General features: G+C 67.5%; 14 protein-coding genes. 10 read left to right on the top strand and 4 right to left on the bottom strand.

Translation table 11 applies throughout. The features are described from left to right. Nucleotides 1-38: 38 nt before the first annotated feature. The 5 genes from ACNQR1_RS03900 to katG all read left to right on the top strand — a co-directional run bounded on the left by ACNQR1_RS03900 (nt 39) and on the right by katG (nt 5,643). Nucleotides 39-461 (top strand): GtrA family protein, encoded by a 423-nt coding sequence (locus ACNQR1_RS03900; RefSeq protein WP_418050267.1) that lies wholly within the window; start codon nt 39-41, stop codon nt 459-461. Between the two features lie 74 nt (nt 462-535). After that, complete coding sequence (locus ACNQR1_RS03895; RefSeq protein ID WP_418044194.1) at nt 536-1,450, top strand: hypothetical protein; 915 nt, start codon at nt 536-538, stop codon at nt 1,448-1,450. Between the two features lie 61 nt (nt 1,451-1,511). Then, a complete protein-coding gene (locus ACNQR1_RS03890; RefSeq protein WP_418044192.1) occupies nt 1,512-2,894 on the top strand; it encodes an FAD-binding protein in 1,383 nt (460 codons plus the stop codon). Nucleotides 2,895-2,996: 102 nt separating this feature from the next. Beyond that, entirely contained in the window at nt 2,997-3,401 is a 405-nt protein-coding gene (locus ACNQR1_RS03885; RefSeq protein ID WP_418050266.1) for a Fur family transcriptional regulator, read from the top strand. Nucleotides 3,402-3,435: 34 nt separating this feature from the next. Continuing rightward, nucleotides 3,436-5,643: a catalase/peroxidase HPI gene (katG, locus tag ACNQR1_RS03880; RefSeq protein WP_418044191.1), complete on the top strand. Its 2,208-nt coding sequence runs from the start codon at nt 3,436-3,438 to the stop codon at nt 5,641-5,643. 64 nt (nt 5,644-5,707) lie between these two features. On the opposite strand, the gene ACNQR1_RS03875 is transcribed toward katG, so the two are convergent. Genes ACNQR1_RS03875 through ACNQR1_RS03865 form a run of 3 tightly spaced genes read right to left on the bottom strand, consistent with a single transcriptional unit; the run spans nt 5,708 to nt 7,637 of the window. Beyond that, entirely contained in the window at nt 5,708-6,337 is a 630-nt protein-coding gene (locus ACNQR1_RS03875) for a TetR/AcrR family transcriptional regulator (protein ID WP_418044189.1), read from the bottom strand. A gap of 10 nt (nt 6,338-6,347) precedes the next feature. Next, nucleotides 6,348-6,563, bottom strand: a complete 216-nt coding sequence (locus ACNQR1_RS03870; protein WP_418044187.1) for a hypothetical protein — start codon at nt 6,561-6,563, stop codon at nt 6,348-6,350. Between the two features lie 3 nt (nt 6,564-6,566). Continuing rightward, nucleotides 6,567-7,637 (bottom strand): oxygenase MpaB family protein, encoded by a 1,071-nt coding sequence (locus tag ACNQR1_RS03865; protein WP_418044185.1) that lies wholly within the window; start codon nt 7,635-7,637, stop codon nt 6,567-6,569. Nucleotides 7,638-7,776: 139 nt separating this feature from the next. Here ACNQR1_RS03865 and ACNQR1_RS03860 point away from each other — a divergent pair, with 139 nt between their 5' ends. The 5 genes from ACNQR1_RS03860 to ACNQR1_RS03840 all read left to right on the top strand — a co-directional run bounded on the left by ACNQR1_RS03860 (nt 7,777) and on the right by ACNQR1_RS03840 (nt 20,214). Continuing rightward, entirely contained in the window at nt 7,777-8,541 is a 765-nt protein-coding gene (locus ACNQR1_RS03860; RefSeq protein ID WP_418044184.1) for a decaprenylphospho-beta-D-erythro-pentofuranosid-2-ulose 2-reductase, read from the top strand. After that, nucleotides 8,541-10,412, top strand: coding sequence for a galactan 5-O-arabinofuranosyltransferase (locus ACNQR1_RS03855; RefSeq protein ID WP_418044182.1), 1,872 nt, complete (start codon nt 8,541-8,543; stop codon nt 10,410-10,412). The genes ACNQR1_RS03860 and ACNQR1_RS03855 overlap by 1 nt, the downstream gene beginning before the upstream one ends. Next, nucleotides 10,402-13,671 (top strand): arabinosyltransferase domain-containing protein, encoded by a 3,270-nt coding sequence (locus ACNQR1_RS03850; protein ID WP_418044180.1) that lies wholly within the window; start codon nt 10,402-10,404, stop codon nt 13,669-13,671. The genes ACNQR1_RS03855 and ACNQR1_RS03850 overlap by 11 nt, the downstream gene beginning before the upstream one ends. A gap of 79 nt (nt 13,672-13,750) precedes the next feature. Further along, nucleotides 13,751-17,017, top strand: coding sequence for an arabinosyltransferase domain-containing protein (locus tag ACNQR1_RS03845; RefSeq protein ID WP_418044178.1), 3,267 nt, complete (start codon nt 13,751-13,753; stop codon nt 17,015-17,017). Continuing rightward, on the top strand, nt 17,014-20,214 hold the full coding sequence (locus tag ACNQR1_RS03840; protein WP_418044176.1) for an arabinosyltransferase domain-containing protein: 3,201 nt from the start codon (nt 17,014-17,016) through the stop codon (nt 20,212-20,214). Before ACNQR1_RS03845 ends, ACNQR1_RS03840 begins: the two co-directional genes overlap by 4 nt. Nucleotides 20,215-20,291: 77 nt before the next feature. Here the strand turns inward: ACNQR1_RS03840 and ACNQR1_RS03835 are convergent, their stop codons facing one another. Further along, nucleotides 20,292-21,701: a phytoene desaturase family protein gene (locus ACNQR1_RS03835; RefSeq protein ID WP_418044174.1), complete on the bottom strand. Its 1,410-nt coding sequence runs from the start codon at nt 21,699-21,701 to the stop codon at nt 20,292-20,294. Between the last annotated feature and the right edge of the window lie 67 nt (nt 21,702-21,768).

Genomic DNA, 21,768 nt, shown 5'->3' with positions numbered 1-21,768 from the left:
TACGGCCTCGCTAAGCTGCCTGAGTGGCTGAGCCCGTAATGTCGCCGACCCTTGACCTCAAAACGCAGGCGTTCCGATTCATCGTGACCGGCGGGTTGGCGGCGATCGTGGACTTCGGCCTCTACATCACCTTCCTCCGGCTCTTCGCCACGTTCTGGCACGTCGACGAGGACATCCGGGTCAATGTCGCGAAGACCATCAGCTTCATCGCCGGCACCGCCACGGCGTACCTGATCAACCGGCGCTGGACCTTCCAGGCACCTCCGAGCACGGCCCGGTTCATCGCCGTCTGTGTTCTCTACGCCGTGACCTACGCGGTGCAGGTGGGCATCAACTTCGTGTTCTACGTGCAGTTCGAGAACCAGCCCTGGCGGGTGCCGGTCGCGTTCATCATCGCCCAGGGCACCGCAACGGTGATCAACTTCATCGTCCAGCGCGCGGTGATCTTCAAGCTGCACTGAATATCGGGTAGCCGGGTACTCTATCCAGCTCTTTCGACGGCCTCGAAGATTTTCTTGAGGCGGAAGGAGCTGCCATGAATGCCGACCAGGTTCTGCAGATCGTGATCGCCGTTGTGGCTCCGGTCGTCACAGCCGCCGTCGGATTCGCCGCCCTGACGGTTGGCGACTGGCGGCAGCGACGAACCGAGGCCGGACGCCGAAAGCTGGCCTTTGAAGACGCCACGCGGCAGGTGGCATTCGCCGCCGAATGGGTCAACGCTGTCGGACTGACGGCAGATGATCCCGAGGCGAAGAAACTGGCCAGCATGCAAGCCACTCGATGGCTGGAGGAAGCGAGTGGGCTGGTTGGCGCTGCCAAGCCGCTAGCGACCGATCGCCCCGGAATCACGCTCCGCCGGCTGTTGCTGGCCTACCCGCTGCACAGCCGGGCGGCCAGGTTCTTCCGGGCAATGTTCTACATCACGGTTTGTTTGGTGCCGTGGGGATTGGGCATGTTCGTGCAAGGGCTGCTCGACTGGACGGCGAAACCTGATGGAGGAGGCAGCGGTGATGTGCCCGGCGGCCTCATCATGCTGATCATCGTCGGCCTGCTGAGCTTCGGTTTTCGAACTCTCGCCGCTCGCGCCGAGGACACCTCCGATGAACACCTGGAACCGCACCAACGCCCGATACGGCGCGCCCTGCTGCTCTACCGGTTCCACGGAGCCCCTGCCAAGTCCATCCGCTTGCTGTTCCACTGCTGGGTCCTTTGCGCGGTGATCCCAGCCCTCGGAATAGCCATGGGCACTTTTTCCAACTTTCTCGAGGTACCTATGCCGCTGTTGCTCACCGCGATGCTCGTCGGCTATGCGATCGTGCTCCGGTCCTGGGCTGCGGCGAGCGATCAACGACGCATGCAGGCAATCACCACGCCGGACGCAAGCCATCCGATTGACGCTGGTAACAGCGGCGAACACCTGGTCCGGACCGCCGCTCAATATCAGAAATAATCAACACTGAACACAGGCATCGTTGATCCCGCGGCGCTCAACACCGGTACGCTTCTCAGCGATGTCGACTACCGATCTGCCGACCACTCCCAAGCGCCTGACAGGCTGGGGCCGGACCGCACCGACCGTGGCACAGGTGCTTTCAACCAGCGATCCCGAGGTCATCGTCCGGGCCGTCGCGCGCGCCGCCGAGCAGAAGGGCAGGGGTGTGATCGCCCGCGGCCTGGGCCGCTCCTACGGCGACAACGCGCAGAACGGTGGCGGTCTCGTCATCGACATGTCGTCGCTGAACCAGATCCACTCGATCGATGCCGGCTCCAAGCTGGTCGACGTGGACGGCGGGGTGAACCTCGACCAGCTGATGCGGGCCGCGCTGCCCCACGGACTGTGGGTTCCGGTGTTGCCGGGCACCCGACAGGTGACGATCGGCGGCGCCATCGGCTGCGACATCCACGGCAAGAATCACCACAGCGCAGGCAGTTTCGGCAACCACGTGCGCTCGATGGAACTGCTGACCGCGGGCGGCGAGGTGCTGCACCTGACGCCGGAGGGCGAGAACGCCGACATCTTCTGGGCCACGGTCGGCGGCAACGGCCTGACCGGCATCATCCTGCGCGCCACCATCGAGATGACGCCTACGGAGACTGCGTATTTCATCGCCGACGGCGATGTCACCAAGACACTCGACGAGACCATCGAATTCCACAGCGACGGTAGCGAGTCCAACTACACCTACTCGTCGGCCTGGTTCGACGCGATCAGCAAGCCGCCGAAGCTCGGCCGCGCCGCGATCTCGCGAGGTTCACTGGCGACCCTGGACCAGCTGCCGCCCAAGCTGCAAAAAGACCCGCTGAAATTCGATGCGCCACAGCTACTTACGTTGCCCGACGTGTTCCCGAACGGGTTGGCCAACAAGCTGACGTTCATGCCGATCGGCGAGTTGTGGTACCTGAAGTCGGGCACCTACCGCAACAAGGTGCAGAACCTGACGCAGTTCTATCACCCGCTGGACATGTTCGGGGAATGGAACCGCGCCTACGGTCCGGCGGGATTCCTGCAGTACCAGTTCGTGGTTCCGACCGAGGCCGTCGAAGAGTTCAAGGGCATCATCCTCGACATCCAGCGCTCGGGGCACTACTCGTTCCTCAACGTGTTCAAGCTGTTCGGCCCGGGAAATCAGGCACCGCTGAGCTTCCCGATCCCGGGCTGGAATGTCTGCGTGGACTTCCCGATCAAGGCCGGACTGAACGAGTTCGTCACCGAACTCGACCGTCGGGTACTGGAATTCGGTGGCCGGCTCTACACCGCCAAGGATTCCCGCACGACAGCCGAGATGTTCCACGCGATGTACCCGCGCATCGACGAGTGGCTGGCCGTGCGCCGCAGGGTCGACCCGGACGGCCTGTTCGTGTCGGACATGGCACGCCGGCTGGAGCTCGTCTAGCCCCTCACCGCCCCACTCGGAATCGCGAGAATTTTATTCTTGACTAATTCCAGAAAAGGGACAAGACTTCGGTCCGTGGCGACAACCGCGGACTTCCAGCAGATGCTGCGAAGCGCCGACATGCGTGTGACCCGCCCCCGAGTGGCGGTGTTGCACGCAGTCCATGCGCACCCGCACGCTGACACGGACACCATCATCCGGTCGGTGCGCGAAGACCTGCCCGAGGTCTCCCACCAGGCCGTATATGACTCGTTGCATGCGCTGACCGCAGCAGCACTGGTGCGGCGCATCCAACCCTCCGGTTCAGTCGCCCGGTACGAATCCCGTATCGGCGACAACCACCACCACGTCGTGTGCCGATCGTGTGGCGCAATCGCCGACGTGGACTGCGCGGCCGGGTCGGCCCCATGCCTGACCGCGTCACACGACCACGGTTTCGAGATCGATGAAGCCGAGGTCATCTATTGGGGTACTTGCCCCGAATGTTCCACCGCCCCAACTAGATAACCCCTTAACCCGCCAGCCCCGGAAAGGATTTGTCATGGCCGACGCCGAAACTCACCCCCCGATTGGTGAAGCACAAACCGAACCCGCCGAAAGCGGTTGTCCCATGCTGATCAAGCCTCCCGTCGAGGGCGGCAGCAACCGCGACTGGTGGCCCAATGCGGTCAACCTGAAGATCCTGCAGAAGAATCCCCCCGCCATCGACCCGACCGACGAGGGCTACGACTACCGCGAAGCGGTCAAGTCTCTCGACGTCGAGGCGTTCCAGCGCGATTTCGACGAGCTGCTGACGAATTCGCAGGACTGGTGGCCCGCCGACTTCGGGCACTACGGCCCGCTGTTCGTCCGCATGTCGTGGCACGCCGCAGGTACCTACCGGGTCGAGGACGGCCGCGGAGGCGGCGGGCGCGGTATGCAGCGCTTCGCCCCGCTGAACAGCTGGCCCGACAACGTGAGCCTGGACAAGGCCCGCCGCCTGCTCTGGCCGCTGAAGAAGAAGTACGGCAAGCAGATCTCGTGGTCCGACCTGATCGTCTACGCCGGCAACCGCGCGATGGAGCACATGGGCTTCAAGACCGCCGGGTTCGCCTTCGGTCGCCCGGACTTCTGGGAGCCCGAGGAGGACATCTACTGGGGCGCCGAGCACGAGTGGCTGGGCTCTCAGGAACGCTACGCCGGCGCCGACGGCGACCGGACCAAGCTGGAGAACCCGCTGGGCGCCAGCCACATGGGTCTGATCTACGTCAACCCTGAAGGGCCCGAAGGCAATCCGGACTACCTGGCCGCTGCCATCGACATCCGCGAGACGTTCGGCCGGATGGCGATGAACGACATCGAGACCGCGGCACTGATCGTCGGTGGTCACACCTTCGGCAAGACCCACGGCGCCACCGACATCGAGAACGGCGTGGAGCCCGAGGCCGCACCGCTGGAGCAGATGGGCCTGGGCTGGTCCAACCCCGGCCTGGGTAACGACACCGTCAGCAGCGGTATCGAGGTGACCTGGACGCACACCCCCACCAAGTGGGACAACAGCTTCCTGGAGATCCTCTACAGCAACGAGTGGGAGCTGACCAAGAGCCCCGCGGGCGCCAACCAGTGGAAGCCCAAGGATGGCGGCTGGGCCAACTCGGTGCCGATGGCGCAGGGCACCGGCAAGACCCACCCGTCGATGCTGACCACCGACCTGTCGATGCGGTTCGACCCGATCTACGGCGAGATCACCCGCCGCTGGCTCGATCACCCCGAGGAACTGGCCGAGGAGTACGCCAAGGCCTGGTTCAAGCTGATCCACCGCGACATGGGTCCGGTGACCCGCTACCTCGGTCCGCTGGTGCCCAAGCAGACCTGGGTGTGGCAGGACATCATCCCGGCCGGTAAGCAGCTGTCCGATGCGGACGTCGCCACCCTCAAGACGGCGATCGCGGACTCGGGTCTGACTGTCCAGCAGCTGGTCGACACCGCATGGAAGGCAGCGGCCTCGTACCGCTCCAGCGACATGCGTGGCGGCGCCAACGGCGGCCGGATCCGGCTGCAGCCGCAGCTGGGCTGGGAGGCCAACGAGCCCGAGGAGCTGGCCCCGGTGATCGCCAAGCTCGAGGAGATCCAGGCCTCGTCGGACAGCGGGGTGTCGTTCGCCGACCTGGTGGTTCTCGCCGGTGTCGTCGGCCTCGAAAAGGCGATCAAGGACGCCGGTTTCGACGTCGCGGTGCCGTTCACCTCGGGTCGCGGCGATGCTTCGCAGGAGCAGACCGACGTCGACTCGTTCGCCTACTTGGAGCCCAAGGGCGACGGCTTCCGCAACTTCGTCGCCAAGGGAGACAGCCTGCCGGCCGAGTACCGCCTGATCGATCGGGCCAACCTGCTCGGCCTGTCGGCTCCCGAGCTGACCGTGCTGATCGGTGGCCTGCGGATGCTGGGCGCCAACCACGGCGGCTCGGACCTCGGTGTGTTGACGGACAAGAAGGGTCAGCTGACCAACGACTACTTCGTCAACCTGACCGACATGGCCACCAAGTGGGCACCGGCACCGGCCGATGACGGCACCTATGTCGGCACCGACCGCGCCAGCGGCTCCCCGAAGTGGACCGCCAGCCGGGTCGATCTGCTGTTCGGCTCGAACTCGCAGCTGCGGGCCCTGGCCGAGGTGTACGCCGAGGACGATTCCAAGGAGAAGTTCGTCAAGGACTTCGTCGCGGCCTGGACCAAGGTGATGGACAACGACCGGTTCGATCTGGACGCCTGATCGCCTGACCGACAGGTAACGCAACACCCCGCGGGCTTGAAGCCCGCGGGGTGTTGTTGTCGCACTAGGGTTTTGCGCGTACGGCCCGATAAGCCGCCTTGCCGAACATCTCGGCCACCAGCTCAGGGTCGTCATCGTCATCGGTGTCGAGCATCTTCCGGACCGCCGCCTCGCAGATCGCCAGGAAGACCTCGACCAGCATCGGCAGCGCGACGTCGACATCGGCGACCTGCCACCGCTGCAGCAGCGGGCGCATCGCGGTCGCGAGCTGGTCCCGGATGCGCTCACGGCCGGCGACGATCGCGGCGGTCAGCACCGGATCGGGATCGGCGGCGAAGATGATGCGCCACGAGGCAGGACGCTCGCGCACCGTGCTGCTCAGCGCACGGAACCCATCGACGAACAGTTGCTCGATGGAGCCGGTGCGCTGCGGTGGCAGCAGTTCGAGCAGGCTGGCCAGCACCGCATCGGTCTCCCGATCCAGCAGTGCGGCAAGCACTTCCCCGCGGCCGGGGTAGCAGGCGTAGACCACGGGACGGGTGACGCCCAGGCGCTTCGCGATGGTTCCCATCGTCACGTCGGCCAGGCCCTGCTGTGCAGCGATCTCCAGCGCGGTGTCGAGTACCTGCGGCCGGCGCCGGTCCGGGCCCAGATGCTCGGCCCGGGCCCGGTTGGCGATTGCTGCTTCGTTCACTGCGCTCCGCTCATGTCAGCGTGACATCGGCGATGATCAGCACCGGCCACGCGACGATCTCGCCCAACAACGAAAACAGCTTGTCCAGACCCGTGAGCCCGGCGATGTGATCGCTGTGGGTGGAGGCCCAGACCGCGCCGATCACGAAGTACGGCAGACCCACCACGATTGCAAGGTAGACGAGTTGCCGGATGCTCAACCGGTAGTCGAAAAGATTCTTGATCACGGGTCAACCGATCCCACCGAGAATCGGCTGCGACTCGATGATGCCCTCGTCACTCGGCGCGAGGCCGTCGCCGAACACGCGGACCTGCTGACGTTCCCGAAGCGAGAAGTGTGCCTGACTCGGCGCGTCGTAGCCGAAGCGACGCTGGGCCTCTCGCGGTGTCGTCGTGATCGGATCCTTCGGCGGAACCGCCAGCAGCACCCGTGCACCGATCGGCAGGGTGGCCGGTGAGAGCAGCCGCAGCAGGATCAGCTGGAGCCGTTTGCTCATGGCGATCACCGTGAACGACGCGCTCAGCGGCGGCACCACCAGCGCGTCGAGCACCCGGGATGTGCTGAGACCGGCCATCTCTCGCATCCAGCGCGGCATGGTCGCCAGTGTGCCGCGGCGCAGGAACGCGGTGATCACCCTGGTGCCGGGACACAGCAGCAGCGGCATCTTGGGCAACATCACCTCGGCGCCCAGCAGGTGGTGCATCGCCTGCCGGGCGATATCCGAGCCGATCAGTTCGGGCCGCATCTTCTCGAAGTACTCGCGGATGCCCTCGCGGGTCAGGGGGACATCGGACGGATCGCAGGTCTGCAGTTCGGCGGCGATCGCGCATTCCCGCCAGTACTGCAACTCTTCCTCGGGCGGCAGCGGGCCGGGGCCGTACTTCTCGTAGGCCACCAGGATGGAATGCCACGCGGTCAGGTGGATCCACAGCTGTGAACCAGGATTGTTGGCGTCGTAGGTCTTTCCGGTGACCGGGTCGGTGCCGATGGCCTTGGAGTGGATCTTGACCAGGACGTCGGCGGCCTTGGTGGTCGAGCGACTGTCGTCGAACGCCACCATCGCGAAGTAGCGCAGCGTCCGGTCGTAGCGGGTACGCGGGCGCGAGTAGATCTCGTGGGTCTTGTCGACCGCGGCGACGAGCGCCGGGTCGAGTTCTTCGATGACGACGGCACGCTGGAACCCGATGGACAGCGAGGTGGGGTAGCTCCACACCTCCCAGGTCACCGAATCGGGGCCGAAGAACCCGTAGTCCTCCCCCGGTTCCGTCTCGGGCAACGTCAGCCAGTCACGGATGGTCATGGTCTCCCCCATTTCCTACAAGGTGTAGAAAAAAGCTACGTCGTGTAGGAAATGCGGTCAAGATCCTGCGCTCGGATTTTCGGGGGAAACCGCACGGTACCCTCGTCACGATGTCCCCCGAGGCTTGGAGCTGCGCTAGATGGTGTTCGACGCCGTAGGTAACCCCCAGACGATTCTGCTGCTCGGCGGCACTTCAGAGATCGGGCTGGCGATCTGTGAGCGCTATCTGCGCGACGCCTCTGCCCGCATCGTGCTGGCTGCCCTGCCCGGCGACCCGGGCCGCGACGACGCGGTGGCCCAGCTGCGTGCCGCCGGCGCCAGTTCGGTCGAGGTCCTCGACTTCGATGCAGTCGACACCGCCAGCCACCCCGATGTGATCGACAAGGCGTTCGCCTCTGGTGACGTGGATGTCGCGATCGTCGCGTTCGGCCTGCTCGGCGACGCCGAAGAGTTGTGGCAGAACCAGCGGAAGGCGGTGCAGATCGCCGAGATCAACTACACCGCAGCGGTTTCGGTCGGTGTCCTGGTCGGCGAGAAGATGCGCGCCCAGGGCTACGGCCAGATCATCGCGATGAGCTCGGCCGCCGGCGAGCGGGTGCGCCGGTCCAACTTCGTCTACGGCTCCACCAAGGCCGGACTCGACGGGTTCTATCTCGGCCTCGGCGAGGCGCTGCGCGAATTCGGTGTGCGGGTCCTGGTTATCCGCCCCGGCCAGGTGCGCACCCGGATGAGCGCCCACGTCAAGGAAGCCCCGCTGACCGTCGACAAGGAATATGTCGCCGAACTGGCCGTCACCGCGTCGGCCAAGGGCAAGGAGCTGGTCTGGGCGCCGGGTGCGTTCCGCTACGTGATGATGGTTCTGCGGCACATCCCGCGGTCCATCTTCCGCAAGCTTCCCATCTGATGCAGGCCCGTCCGGCCAGGGTCATCGGACACATGGTGATCGCCCTCATGCTCGCCTCGGCAGTGGCGGGGGTGTCGATCGCGGCGATCGCCCAGGTCCAATGGCCGGCCTACAACACGTCCAACCAGTTGCATGCGCTCACCACCGTGGGCCAGGTCGGCGCGCTGGCCGGAATCTTCGCCGCCGGACTGATCTGGCGTAGAGGCCGGCGCACCCTGGCCCGGCTGGCCGGGCTGATCTTCCTGTCGGCGTTCTCGGTCGTCACCCTGGCGATGCCGCTGGGCGCCACCAAGCTGTACCTGTTCGGGGTCTCGGTCGACCAGCAGTTCCGCACCGAGTACCTGACCCGGCTGGCCGACGCCCCAGGCCTGCACGACATGACCTACTTCGGGCTTCCGCCCTATTACCCCGCCGGCTGGTTCTGGATGGGCGGGCGCATCGCCGCGGCCACCGGCACCCCGGCCTGGGAGATGTTCAAGCCCTGGTCGATCGTCTCGATCACCATCGCCGTGGCGCTGGCATTCGTGCTGTGGGCAACCATGATTCGGTTCGAGTACGCGCTGATCGTCACCACGGCGAGCACCGCCGCGATGCTGGCCTACTCCTCGACCGAGCCCTACGCCGCGATCATCACCGTGCTGCTACCTCCGGTGTTCGTCCTCGCGTGGTCCGGATTGCGCGGTCAGACCCGCAACGGAGGCTGGGCCGCCGTCGTCGGCGTCGGGATCTTCCTCGGGGTGACCGCCCTGCTCTACACCCTGCTGTTCCTGTACTGCGCCTTCACGCTGGCCATCATGGGACTGGTGTTGGCCGTTGCCCGCCGCCGTTTCGACCCGCTTCTGAGAGGCGTTGTCATCGCGGTGATCGCCGGCGCCATCGCCCTGCTCACCTGGGCCCCATATCTGTTGGCCGCGCTGCGCGGCACACCGGCCGAGAAGGGCACCGCCCAGCACTATCTGCCCGACGCCGGCGCCCAGCTGACCTTCCCCATGCTTAGCTTCACCCTGCTCGGCGCACTGTGCATGCTCGGCACGCTGTGGCTGGTGGTCCGGGCGCGCAGCTCGACGCGGGCCGGAGCCCTGGCGATCGCGGTGCTCGCGGTCTACGCCTGGTCGCTGCTGTCGATGCTGACCACCCTGGCCGGCACCACTCTGCTGTCCTTCCGGTTGCAGCCCGCGCTGACCGTGCTGCTCACCACCGCGGGGGCGTTCGGGTTCGTCGAAGCGACGCAGGCCATCTCCAGGCGGTATCAGCCGGAAACTGCGCGGCGGGTGGTCGCCGCGGCCACTGCCATCGGCGTGATCGGCGCCGTCACCTTCAGCCAGGACATCCCCGACGTGCTGCGCCCCGACATCAACGTGGCCTACACCGACACCGACGGAACCGGGCAGCGGGCAGACCGCCGGGCACCCGGCGCCGAGCGCTACTACCGCGAGATCGACGCCAAGATCGCCGAGGTCACCGGTGTGCCACGCAACCAGACCGTGGTGCTGACCGCCGACTACAGCTTCCTGTCGTACTACCCCTATTACGGGTTCCAGGGCCTGACGTCGCACTACGCCAACCCGCTGGCCGAATTCGACAAGCGCGCCAAGGCCATCGAGGGCTGGGCCACGCTCAGCAAGGCCGACCAGTTCGTGAAGGCACTCGACGAGATGCCCTGGAAGGCGCCGACCGTGTTCCTGATGCGCCACGGCGCGAACGACACCTACACGCTGCGCCTGGCCTCCGACGTCTACCCCAACCAGCCGAATGTGCGCCGCTACCACGTGGCGCTCGATGCTGCACTGTTCAAAGATCCACGTTTCGAGGTGACCGACATCGGCCCATTTGTCCTGGCGATCAGAAAGCCCGCTCCCAATGGCCACTGATACGCCGATAGCATCAGAGCCCGTGACGGGACCGCAGGGAACCGCCGGCAGCAACCACCGGACGGTGCGGCTCATCGCGATCGTCGCCGGTTTGCTCGGCGTATTGATGGCGGTGGCAACACCACTGCTTCCGGTCAAGCAGACGACCGCCCAGCTGAACTGGCCGCAGAACGGCACCTGGCAGAGCATCAACGCGCCGCTGATCGGGTACGTCGCCACCGACCTGACCATCACCGTGCCGTGCCAGGCCGCCGCAGGCCTGGCCGGACCGGAGAATCGCGGCCGCACCGTCCTTCTGTCCACGGTGCCCAAGCAGGCGCCCAAGGCGATCGACCGCGGCCTGTTGATCGAGCGGGTCAACAACGACCTGCTGGTCATCGTGCGCAACACCCCGGTGGTCAGCGCGCCGCTCGATGCGGTGCTCAGCCCGGCCTGTCAGTCCCTGACCTTCACCGCGCACGCCGACAAGGTGACCGGCGAATTCGTCGGACTCACCCAGGCCGCCTCCAGCGACACCGCCGACGACCCCGACGCCCCGCTGCGCGGTGAGCGCGGCGGCTACGACTTCCGCCCGCAGATCGTCGGCGTCTTCACCGACCTGTCCGGCCCCGCACCCGAGGGCCTGAAGTTCTCGGCCACCATCGACTCCCGGTACAGCAGCGCGCCGACGCTGCTCAAACTGATGGCGATGATCATCGGCGTCGCGATGACCGTCATCGCCCTGGGCGCGCTGCACCGCCTCGACACCGCCGACGGCGTCCGGCACCGGCACTTCCTGCCGCCCCGCTGGTGGTCGATGACGCCGCTGGACGGACTGGTCACCGCCGTCCTGGTGTGGTGGCACTTCGTCGGGGCCAACACGTCCGACGACGGCTACATCCTGACGATGGCCAGGGTGTCCGAGCACGCCGGCTACATGGCGAACTACTACCGCTGGTTCGGCACCCCCGAGGCGCCGTTCGGCTGGTACTACGACCTGCTGGCGCTGTGGGCACACGTCTCCACCAACAGCGTCTGGATGCGGCTGCCCACCCTGCTGATGGCGCTCGCCTGCTGGTGGGTGATCAGCCGTGAGGTGCTGCCGCGGCTCGGTAGAGCCGTCAAGACCAACCGCGCGGCCGCCTGGACCGCGGCGGGCATGTTCCTGGCGTTCTGGCTGCCGCTCAACAACGGCCTGCGGCCCGAACCGATCATCGCCCTCGGCATCCTGCTGACCTGGTGTTCGGTGGAGCGCGGGGTGGCCACCAACCGCATGCTGCCGGTGGCCATCGCCATCATCATCGGCGCGCTGACGCTGTTCTCCGGGCCCACCGGCATCGCTGCCGTCGGCGCCCTGCTGGTCGCCGTGGGACCGCTGAAAACGATTGTGGCCCGGCATACCTCACGCTTCGGCCACCTGCCCCTGCTGGCCCCGATCCTGGCTGCCTGCACCGTGACGATCATCCTGATCTTCCGCGACCAGACCCTGGCCGGCGAACTGCAGGCCAGCACCTTCAAATCCGCCGTCGGCCCCAGCCTGGCCTGGTTCGACGAGCACATCCGCTACTCACGGTTGTTCACCTCAAGCCCCGACGGTTCGGTGGCGCGGCGCTTCGCGGTGCTGACGCTGCTGGTGGCACTGGCGGTGTCGGTGGCGATGACGCTGCGCAAGGGCCGTATCCCCGGCACCGCGGCCGGCCCGAGCCGGCGCATCGTCGGCATCACGATCATCTCGTTCCTGGCGATGATGTTCACCCCGACCAAGTGGACGCACCACTTCGGCGTGTTCGCCGGGCTGGCCGGATCCCTTGGCGCGCTGGCCGCGGTCGCGGTGACCGCCGCGGCGATGAAATCCCGGCGGAACCGGTCGATGTTCGCCGCGCTCGTACTGTTCGTGGTGGCGCTGTCCTTCGCCACCGTCAACGGCTGGTGGTACGTCTCCAATTTCGGCGTGCCCTGGTCGAACTCGTTCCCCGAGTGGCACTTCGGGTTCACCACGATGCTGCTGGGCCTGTCGGTGCTGACCCTGCTGCTGGCGGCCTGGTTCCATTTCAGCGGCCGGGACGAGTCCCCGGACGACGTGCCACAACGCCGCTGGCAGCGGATTGTGCAATCGCCACTGGCGATCGCCGCGTGGGTGCTGGTGATGTTCGAGGTGGTCTCGCTGACCCTGGCGATGACCAATCAATACCCGGCCTGGTCGGTCGGGCGCTCCAACCTGGAAGCGCTCACCGGCAAGACCTGCGGATTGGCCAGCGACGTGATGGTCGAGGAGAACGCGAACGCCGGCCTGCTGGCACCGATCAGCGAGCCGCCCGGGCAGGCCCTCGGCGCGGTCACCGCGCAGGGCTTCGGCCCCAACGGCATCCCGTCCGACGTCTCGGCCGACCCGGTGATGGAACAGCCCGGCGCAGGCAACTTCGCCGACACCGACTCCGGCACCGTGACGGGCAGTGAAGTGGGCACCGAAGGTGGCACCACCGCGGCCGCCGGGGTCAACGGTTCCCGGGCCCGGCTGCCCTACGGACTCGACCCGGCCACCACCGAGGTGCTGGGCAGCTGGCGCGCCGGCACCCAGCAGCCCGCGATCATGCGCTCGGCCTGGTACCGGCTGCCCGACCGCGACAAGGCCGGACCGCTGCTGGTCGTCTCGGCCGCGGGCCGTTTCGATCCGGGCGAGGTCGTGGTGCAGTGGGCCACCGACGCGCAGGCCGCCGAGAACAAACCCGGCGGCGGCATCGGATTCGCCGATGTCGGCGCCGCCCCGGCCTGGCGCAACCTGCGGGCCCCGATGGCCGCCATCCCGCGCGAGGCCACCCAGATCCGATTGGTCGCCTCCGACGACGACCTGGCCCCGCAACACTGGATCGCGGTGACCCCGCCGCGCATCCCGCAGCTGCGCACCCTCCAGGAAGTGGTCGGGTCGCAGGACCCGGTCCTGCTGGACTGGCTCGTGGGTCTGGCGTTCCCCTGCCAGCGACCGTTCGGCCACCAGTACGGCGTCACCGAGGTGCCCAAGTGGCGGATCCTGCCGGACCGCTTCGGCGCCGAGGCCAACTCGCCGGTGATGGACTACCTGGGCGGCGGCCCGCTGGGTATCTCCGAACTACTGCTGCGGCCGTCGAGCGTGCCGACCTATCTGCGCGACGACTGGTTCCGGGACTGGGGCTCTCTGCAACGGCTGACGCCGTGGTACCCGGACGCCACAACGGCCCGCCTGGACCTGGGCACCGCGATCCGCAGCGGACTGTGGAGCCCGGCGCCCCTGCGGCACAGCTAGGACACAGTCCGGACAACTCTCCTCGGAGCGCGGCAGGGCAGACCGGGCCTCACATACGGGTCGCATAACATCGAGCCTCGTGCCTTCCGATGAGCCAACCGACCGTGTTGTGGGCATCGCACGCCTGATCGCCATCGTCGCGGGCATCGCGGGTGTGGTGTTGTGCGCGCTGGTGCCGCTGCTGCCCGTCAAACAGACCACCGCGACCATCCTGTGGCCGCAGGGCACCGATGCCGGAGGAAACGTCACCGCGGTGACGGCACCGCTGGTGTCGGGCGCCCCGCAGTCGCTCGACGTGTCCATTCCGTGCTCGGCGATCGCGACGCTTCCGGCCGAGGGCGGCCTGGTGTTCTCGACGATCCCCTCGGGCGGCATCGACGCCAGCCGCAACGGGCTGTTCGTGCGGGCCAACACCGAAACCGTGGTCGTGGCGTTCCGCGACTCCGTGGCCGCCGTCGCCCCCCGCGCGGCGATCAACGCCGGCGGATGCAGCGCGCTGCACCTGTGGGCGAACCTCGGCGGCGTCGGCGCGGACTTCGTCGGCATCCCCGGCGCCACCGGCACGGCGGCCGTGGAGAAGAAGCCTCAGGTCGCCGGACTGTTCACCGATCTGAAGGTGACCCCGCAGCCCGGGCTCAGCGCCCGCGTCGACATCGACACCCGCTTCATCACCTCCCCGACCGCACTGAAACTGCTGGTGATGGCGCTCGGAGTGGTGTGCGTGGTGGCCTCGATCATCGCGCTGGCCGTTCTCGACCGGCGCGCAGGCCACACGGTTCGGGGTGCCTGGCGGCGCTTCGTCAAGGTTCCGCTCTCGACCTGGATCGCCGACATCGGCGTCATCGGCGGCCTGCTGCTGTGGCACGTCATCGGCGCCATCTCGTCGGACGACGGCTACAACCTGACCATCGCGCGGGTATCGGCCGACGCCGGCTACACCGCCAACTACTTCCGCTACTTCGGCGCCACCGAGGCCCCGTTCGACTGGTACCAGTCCGTGCTGGCCCAGTTCGCCACGATCAGCACGGCCGGCATCTGGATGCGCGTACCCGCCACCCTGGCCGCCATCGGCACCTGGCTGCTGCTCAGCCGCTGGGTGATCCCCCGGCTCGGACGGCGCGTCGCGCGCAACCGGGTCACGATGTGGACCGCGGGCGCGGTCTTCCTGGCCGCCTGGTTCCCGTTCAACAACGGACTGCGTCCCGAACCGCTGATCGCCTTCGGCGTGCTCGCGGTGTGGGCGCTGGTGGAAAATACGATCGCCACCCGCCGCATCTGGCCCACCGCGCTGGCGATCATCGTCGCCGCCTTCACCGTGACCCTGGCCCCGCAGGGCATCATCGCGCTGGCCCCGCTGCTGGTGGGCGCGCGCAGCGTCGTCGGCATCATCCGCAGCCGCCGCGTCACCCTGCCCGCACTCGCCGCGCTCGCCGGCTCGGCCGCCCTGATCTTCGTCGTCGTGTTCCGCGACCAGACCCTGGCCAGCGTCGCCGAATCGGCCCGGATCAAGTACACCGTCGGCCCGACCATCTCCTGGTACCAGGAATTCCTGCGCTACTACTTCCTGACCGTGGAAGATTCGGTGGACTCGTCACTCACCCGACGGTTCGCCGTGCTGGCCATGATGCTGTGCCTGTTCGGCATGATCGCGGTGCTGCTGCGCAAGGGCCGGGTGCCCGGGCTGGCCAGCGGCCCGGTCTGGCGACTGATCGGCACCACCGCGATCGGGCTGCTCCTGCTGCACTTCACCCCGACCAAGTGGGCCGTGCAGTTCGGCGCCTTCGCCGGGCTGGCGGCTGCCCTCGGGGCGGTGACGGCATTCGCCTTCGCCCTCGTGGGCCTGCACAGCCGACGCAACCTGGCCCTCTACGTCACCGCGCTGCTGTTCGTGCTGGCGTGGGCCACCTCGGGCATCAACGGCTGGTTCTACGTCGGCAACTACGGCGTGCCCTGGTTCGACCGCCAGCCCGTGATCGCCGGATTCCCGGTGACCACCATCTTCCTGGCGCTGGCGATCGTCACCGCGGTACTGGCCGGCTGGCTGCACTTCCGGATCGACTACGCCGGGCACACCGAGGTGGCCAACACCCGCCGCAACCGGGCACTGGCGTCGACGCCGCTGCTGGTGGTCGCGACCATCATGGTGGTGCTCGAAGTCGGGTCGATGACCAAGGGCTTCGTCCAGCGCTACCCCGTCTACACCACCGCCAAGGCCAACCTCTCGGCGCTGACCTCAGGTCTGTCGTCGGACAGTTGCGCCATGGCCGACGACGTTCTGGTCGAGGCCGACACCAATGCGGGCATGCTGCAACCGGTCGAAGGCCAGACCTACGGCGAGTACGGCCCGCTGGGCGGCGAGAACCCGATCGGGTTCACCCCCAACGGAATCAGCGACACGCTGGAACCGCCGAAGCCCGTCGTCGCCAACCCCGGCACGGTGAACTCCGACGGATCGCCCAACAAGCCCAACGTCGGCATCGCCTACGCCGCGGGCACCGGCGGCGGCTACGGACCCGTCGGCGTCAACGGGTCCCGGGTGTACCTGCCGTTCGGCCTGGACCCGGCGCGCACCCCGGTGATGGGCAGCTATAAGGAGAACACCGTTGCCGCCAAGGCCACCTCGGCTTGGTACCAACTGCCGCCGCGCACCGCGGACCGGCCGCTGGTGACGGTCGCCGCCGCAGGCGCCATCTGGTACTACGACGAAGAACACGAGTTCCACTACGGCCAGTCGCTGAAGCTGCAGTGGGGCGTGCACCGTCCCGACGGCAGCTTCCAGGCCCTCGACGCCGTTCAGCCGATCGACGTGTTCGCCCAATACGCCTGGCGCAACCTGCGTTTCCCGCTGGCCTGGGCGCCGCCGGAGGCCAACGTGGCGCGGATCGTCGCCGACGATCCGAACCTGTCCGATGACCAGTGGTTCGGCTTCACCCCGCCGCGGGTGCCGACCCTGCAGACCGCGCAGCAGTTCCTCGGCGCGCAGACCCCGGTGCTGATGGATATCGCGACCGCCGCGAATTTCCCCTGCCAGCGCCCGTTCTCCGAACGTCTCGGCGTGGCCGAGCTGCCGGAGTACCGCATCCTTCCCAACGTCAAGCAAGTGGTGGTGTCGTCGAACATGTGGCAGTCCGCCCAAAAGGGTGGTCCCTTCCTCTTCATCCAGGCGCTGCTGCGCACGTCGACCATTCCGACGTATCTGCGTGACGACTGGTACCGGGACTGGGGCTCGATCGAGAAATACGACCCGGTGGTGCCGGCCGGACAGGCGCCCGTCGCCAACGTCGATGAAGGAACCCAGCGAGTGTTCGGCTTCAGCCGGCCCGGACCGATCCGGGCCCTGCCATGACCACGACCGTGCGCGAACACAGCGCTGACAAGGGTGTTCAGCTGACCCGCTGGGTCGCGATGATCGCCGGCCTGATCGGCTTCCTCTGTGCGGTGGCCACACCGCTACTGCCGGTGGTGCAGACCACCGCCACACTGAACTGGCCGCAGGCCGGCCAGATGAACAGCGTCACCGCGCCGTTGATCACCCAGACGCCGGTCACCATGTCGGTGACGGTGCCGTGTGAGGTGATCCGGTCGATGCCGCCCGAGGGCGGCTTGGTGCTGGGCACGGCCCCCAAGGAGGGCAGGCAGGCCGCGCTCAACGCGCTGTTCGTCAACGTCAACAGCAAGCGCGTCGACATCACGGACCGCAACGTGGTGATCGCGAGCGTGACGCGGGATAAGGCCAACTCCGCGGCCTGTCAGCGGATCGAGATCACGTCATCGGACGCGGGCACCTTCGCCACGTTCGTCGGGCTGAGCGGCACCGACGGTAAGGAGCTGCGCACCGGGTTCGCCGACCCGAACCTGCGGCCCCAGATCGTCGGAGTCTTCACCGAGCTGAGCGGGCCTGCCCCGCAAGGGCTTTCCCTGTCGGCCACGATCGACACCCGGTTCACCTCCAAGCCCACCGCTCTCAAGCTGGTGGCGATGCTGCTCGGCATCGCCGCCACGGTGGTCGCGGTGCTGGCGCTGTGGCGGCTGGACCGGCTCGACGGCCGGCGGATGCACCACCTGATCCCGTCACGCTGGCGCACGTTCAGCGCTGTCGACGTGGTGGTGGTCGGCGGGTTCCTGAGCTGGCATGTGATCGGGGCGAACTCGTCGGACGACGGCTACATCCTGCAGATGGCGCGCGTGGCCGACCACGCCGGCTACATGTCGAACTACTTCCGCTGGTTCGGCAGCCCCGAGGATCCGTTCGGCTGGTTCTACAACCTGCTCGCCCTGATGACCCATGTCAGCGACGCCAGCATCTGGATGCGGCTGCCCGACCTGATCTGTGCGCTGGTGTGCTGGCTGCTGCTGTCGCGTGAGGTGCTGCCGCGCCTCGGCCCCGCGGTGATCGCCTCCAAGCCGGCACTGTGGGCGGCGGGCCTGGTTCTGATGGCGGCCTGGATGCCGTTCAACAACGGCCTGCGCCCCGAGGGCCAGATCGCCACCGGCGCCCTGATCACCTACGTGCTGATCGAACGGGCCATCATCTCCGGAAGGCTCACACCGGCCGCCATGGCGATCATCTCCGCGGCCTTCACCCTCGGCATCCAGCCGACCGGCCTGATCGCCGTCGCCGCGCTGCTCGCCGGTGGCCGTCCGCTGCTGCGCATCCTGGTGCGTCGCGGCCGCACGCTGGGCGTATGGCCGCTGGTGCTGCCGCTGCTGGCCGCGGGCACGGTGATCCTGACCGTGGTGTTCGCCGACCAGACACTGGCAACGGTGTTGGAGGCCACCAGGATTCGCACTGCGATCGGCCCGAGCCAGGAGTGGTACACCGAGAACCTGCGCTACTACTACCTGATCCTGCCGACCGTCGACGGCTCGCTGTCCCGCCGGTTCGGCTTCATCATCACCGCGCTGAGCCTGTTCGCCTCGCTGTTCATCATGTTGCGGCGCAAGCGGGTTCCCGGCGTGGCCCGCGGGCCGGTATGGCGCCTGATGGGCATCATCTTTGCCACCATGTTCTGCCTGATGTTCACCCCCACCAAGTGGGTGCACCACTTCGGTCTGTTCGCCGCGGTGGGTGCCGCGATGGCAGCGGTGGTGACGGTGCTGGCCGGGCCTGCGGTGCTGCGCTCGGCACGCAACCGGATGGCCTTCACCGCGGCGGTGCTCTTCGTGCTCGCGCTGTGCTTCGCCACCACCAACGGCTGGTGGTACGTGTCCAGCTACGGCGTGCCGTTCAACAACGACAAGCCCAACATCGGTGGAATCACCGTGAGCGCCATCTTCTTCGCACTGTTCGCCGTCACCGCCCTGTGGGCGTACTGGCTACACCTGCGTCCCTCGGCCGAGGGACGGCTGGCGCGGGCACTGACCACCGCACCGGTGCCGGTTGCGGCCGGCTTCATGGTGGTGGTGTTCGTCGGTTCGATGCTCTACGGGGTGGTGCGCCAGGACGGCACCTACTCCAACGCGTCGTCGAACCTGCGTGCCTTCGCCGGTGGCTGCGGTCTGGCCGACGACGTGCTCGTCGAACCCGACACCAACGACGGGTTCCTGACCCCGCTGCCGGGTGACTACGGACCGCTGGGACCGCTGGGCGGCACGGCACCGACCGGGTTCACCCCGAACGGCGTGCCGGACCATATTGTCGCCGAAGCGATCCGGATCACCGTGCCGATGCCGGGCATCGACGCCGACTGGAATGCGGCCGCAGAGCTGAAGACCCCGGGCGTCAACGGATCGACGGTGCCGCTGCCCTACGGGCTCGACCCGGCGCGGGTTCCGCTGGCAGGCAGCTACGTCGAAGGCCCGGCTCAGCAGGAGAGCAAGCTGGCCTCGGCCTGGTACCAACTGCCCGCGCCCGACGCCGCCCACCCGCTGGTCGTCGTCACCGCAGCCGGAACCATCACCGGCAACAGCATTTTCAACGGCCGCACAGAAGGGCAGACGGTCCAGCTGGAGTACGGACGGCCCGGCCCCGACGGCGCTGCGGTGCCGGCCGGCCGCGTGCTGCCCTATGACCTCGGACCGATCCCGTCGTGGCGCAACCTGCGGTTCGATCGCAGCGAGATTCCCGCCGATGCGACGTACGTCCGGGTCATCGCCGAGGACAAGTCGCTGAGCCTCGGCGACTGGATCGCGGTCACGCCGCCGCGTGTGCCCGAGGTCAAGACCGTGCAGGAGTACATCGGCTCGCAGCAGCCCGTGCTGATGGACTGGGCTGTGGGCCTGGCCTTCCCGTGCCAGCAGCCGATGCTGCACGCCAACGGTGTCACCGAGGTGCCGAAGTTCCGGATCACCCCGGACTACAACGCCAAGATGAAGGACACCGACACCTGGGAGGACGGCATCAACGGCGGCCTGCTGGGCATCAGTGACCTGCTGCTGCGCCAGCACGTGATGGCCACGTACCTGAACAAGGACTGGGGCCGCGACTGGGGCTCGCTGCGCAAGTTCGACACCATCGTCGACGCGACGCCGGCGACGATCGAGCTTGGGACTGCGACACATTCCGGGCTCGACAAGCCGGGCCGCATCCGCATCAAGCCCTAGCCAATCCGCCGCCGATTTCTACACAAGGGTTGCGTTCCGCGAAAGTTGCAGCCCGCGTGTAGAAATCGGCGCGGTGGCTAGCGGCGCAGCTGAGCCAGCGCGCGGGTCGCGGCATTGGCGCCACACATTCCGTGTGCACCCGGGCCAGGCGGCGTGGCGGCCGAGCAGATGTACATTCCCGGAATCCCGAGGTCATAGGGCGCCAGCGTAGGCCGGGGCCCGAACGCCAGCTGGCGGATGTCCTTGGCGCCCGTGCAGATATCGCCGCCCACATAGTTCGGGTTGTACACCGACATCTCGGTCGTCGAGCGCACCGCAGTAGCGACGATCCGGTCGGCGAATCCCGGCGCGAACCGCTCGAACTGCGCGACGATGGCATCGGTCGCGTCACCGGTATATCCGTTCGGCACATGGGCGTACGCGTAGACGGGATTGATGTCCCCGGCCGATCGCCCCGGATCGGCCAGGTACTGCTGGCCCACCAGGACGAACGGCCGGCCCGGCATACGCCCGGCATGGATCGCCCGCTCGGTGGCCGCGATCTCGTCGAAATCGCCGCCCAGGTGCACCGTCCCGGCCCGGCCCACCTCAGGATTGGTCCACGGCACCGGGCCACGTACCGCGAAATCCACCTTGAATGCGCCTGGACCGTAACGGAATCGACGGAAACCGCGAGCTGTCCGGCGCGGAAGCCGGTCGCCCAGGATTTCCGCGACAGCCGTCGGCGCGAGGTCGAACATGGTGATGTCGGCCGGCGGCAACTGAGCTGCGGCAGTGACCGCCACCCCGGTGTGCACCTTGCCGCCGAACTGCGTCAGCGCCGAGACCAAGGCATCGGTGATGGCCTGGGACCCGCCTTCGGCAACGGCCCAGCCGTGCCGGTGTCCGGCGGTGAGGATACCCAGCCCGATCGCCGAGGTCAGCGGGTAGTGCAACGGCCGGAAGGTATGGGCCGCAACACCTCCGAACAACGCGCGGGCCTCCGGGGTCCGGAAGATCCGGGCCAGCACCGACGCGGGCAGAACCGTGGGTGCCCCGAACCGGGCCAGCGTCAACGGATGTGCGGGAATGCGCAGCAACGGGCCCATGATGTCGTCGGCGAGCGTGTCGAAACGGGCTGCGGGGCCACCGAACAGGGCTCGCCAACGCGGGCCGTCGCCACCCAGCCCGGACGCGGTCTGCTCGACACTGCGATGCAGCAGGCCGGCGGCACCGCCGTCGAGCGGATGCGCGCAGTCGATTTCTGGCCAGCGCCAACGCAATCCGTGCCGCTCCAGGTCCAGCCCGGCCAGAAACGCCGACCCCACCGCCATCGGGTGTATCGCCGCGCAGTGGTCGACCACCACACCGTCGAGGGTCCCCGAGCGCACACCGCCGCCGACTTCGTCGGCCGCCTCAAGCACGGTGACCTCGTGCCCAGCCCGGGCCAGCACGATGGCGGCCGCGAGCCCGTTGGGCCCACTACCCACGACGACAGCAGTGCTCACAGGCGATCCCCTTTCGCCCTCAGACTAACCAGCCGATCATCCAGCCAACACGGGTGTCCTGTGGATA

Source organism: Mycobacterium sp. 48b (genome assembly GCF_048282725.1).
In the GTDB taxonomy this organism is placed as follows: domain Bacteria; phylum Actinomycetota; class Actinomycetes; order Mycobacteriales; family Mycobacteriaceae; genus Mycobacterium.
The sequence above is the reverse complement of the archived record's forward strand: the minus strand, read 5'-3'. Positions and strand labels throughout refer to the sequence as shown.

What these genes read in the sequence shown, in the direction of transcription:
- katG (WP_418044191.1), top strand. Translation starts at nt 3,436, where the DNA reads ATGGCCGACGCCGAAACTCACCCCCCGATTGGTGAAGCACAAACCGAA.
- ACNQR1_RS03895 (WP_418044194.1), top strand. Translation starts at nt 536, where the DNA reads ATGAATGCCGACCAGGTTCTGCAGATCGTGATCGCCGTTGTGGCTCCG.
- ACNQR1_RS03900 (WP_418050267.1), top strand. Translation starts at nt 39, where the DNA reads ATGTCGCCGACCCTTGACCTCAAAACGCAGGCGTTCCGATTCATCGTG.
- ACNQR1_RS03890 (WP_418044192.1), top strand. Translation starts at nt 1,512, where the DNA reads ATGTCGACTACCGATCTGCCGACCACTCCCAAGCGCCTGACAGGCTGG.
- ACNQR1_RS03885 (WP_418050266.1), top strand. Translation starts at nt 2,997, where the DNA reads ATGCTGCGAAGCGCCGACATGCGTGTGACCCGCCCCCGAGTGGCGGTG.
- ACNQR1_RS03850 (WP_418044180.1), top strand. Translation starts at nt 10,402, where the DNA reads ATGGCCACTGATACGCCGATAGCATCAGAGCCCGTGACGGGACCGCAG.
- ACNQR1_RS03840 (WP_418044176.1), top strand. Translation starts at nt 17,014, where the DNA reads ATGACCACGACCGTGCGCGAACACAGCGCTGACAAGGGTGTTCAGCTG.
- ACNQR1_RS03855 (WP_418044182.1), top strand. Translation starts at nt 8,541, where the DNA reads ATGCAGGCCCGTCCGGCCAGGGTCATCGGACACATGGTGATCGCCCTC.
- ACNQR1_RS03865 (WP_418044185.1), bottom strand. Translation starts at nt 7,637, where the DNA reads ATGACCATCCGTGACTGGCTGACGTTGCCCGAGACGGAACCGGGGGAG.
- ACNQR1_RS03860 (WP_418044184.1), top strand. Translation starts at nt 7,777, where the DNA reads ATGGTGTTCGACGCCGTAGGTAACCCCCAGACGATTCTGCTGCTCGGC.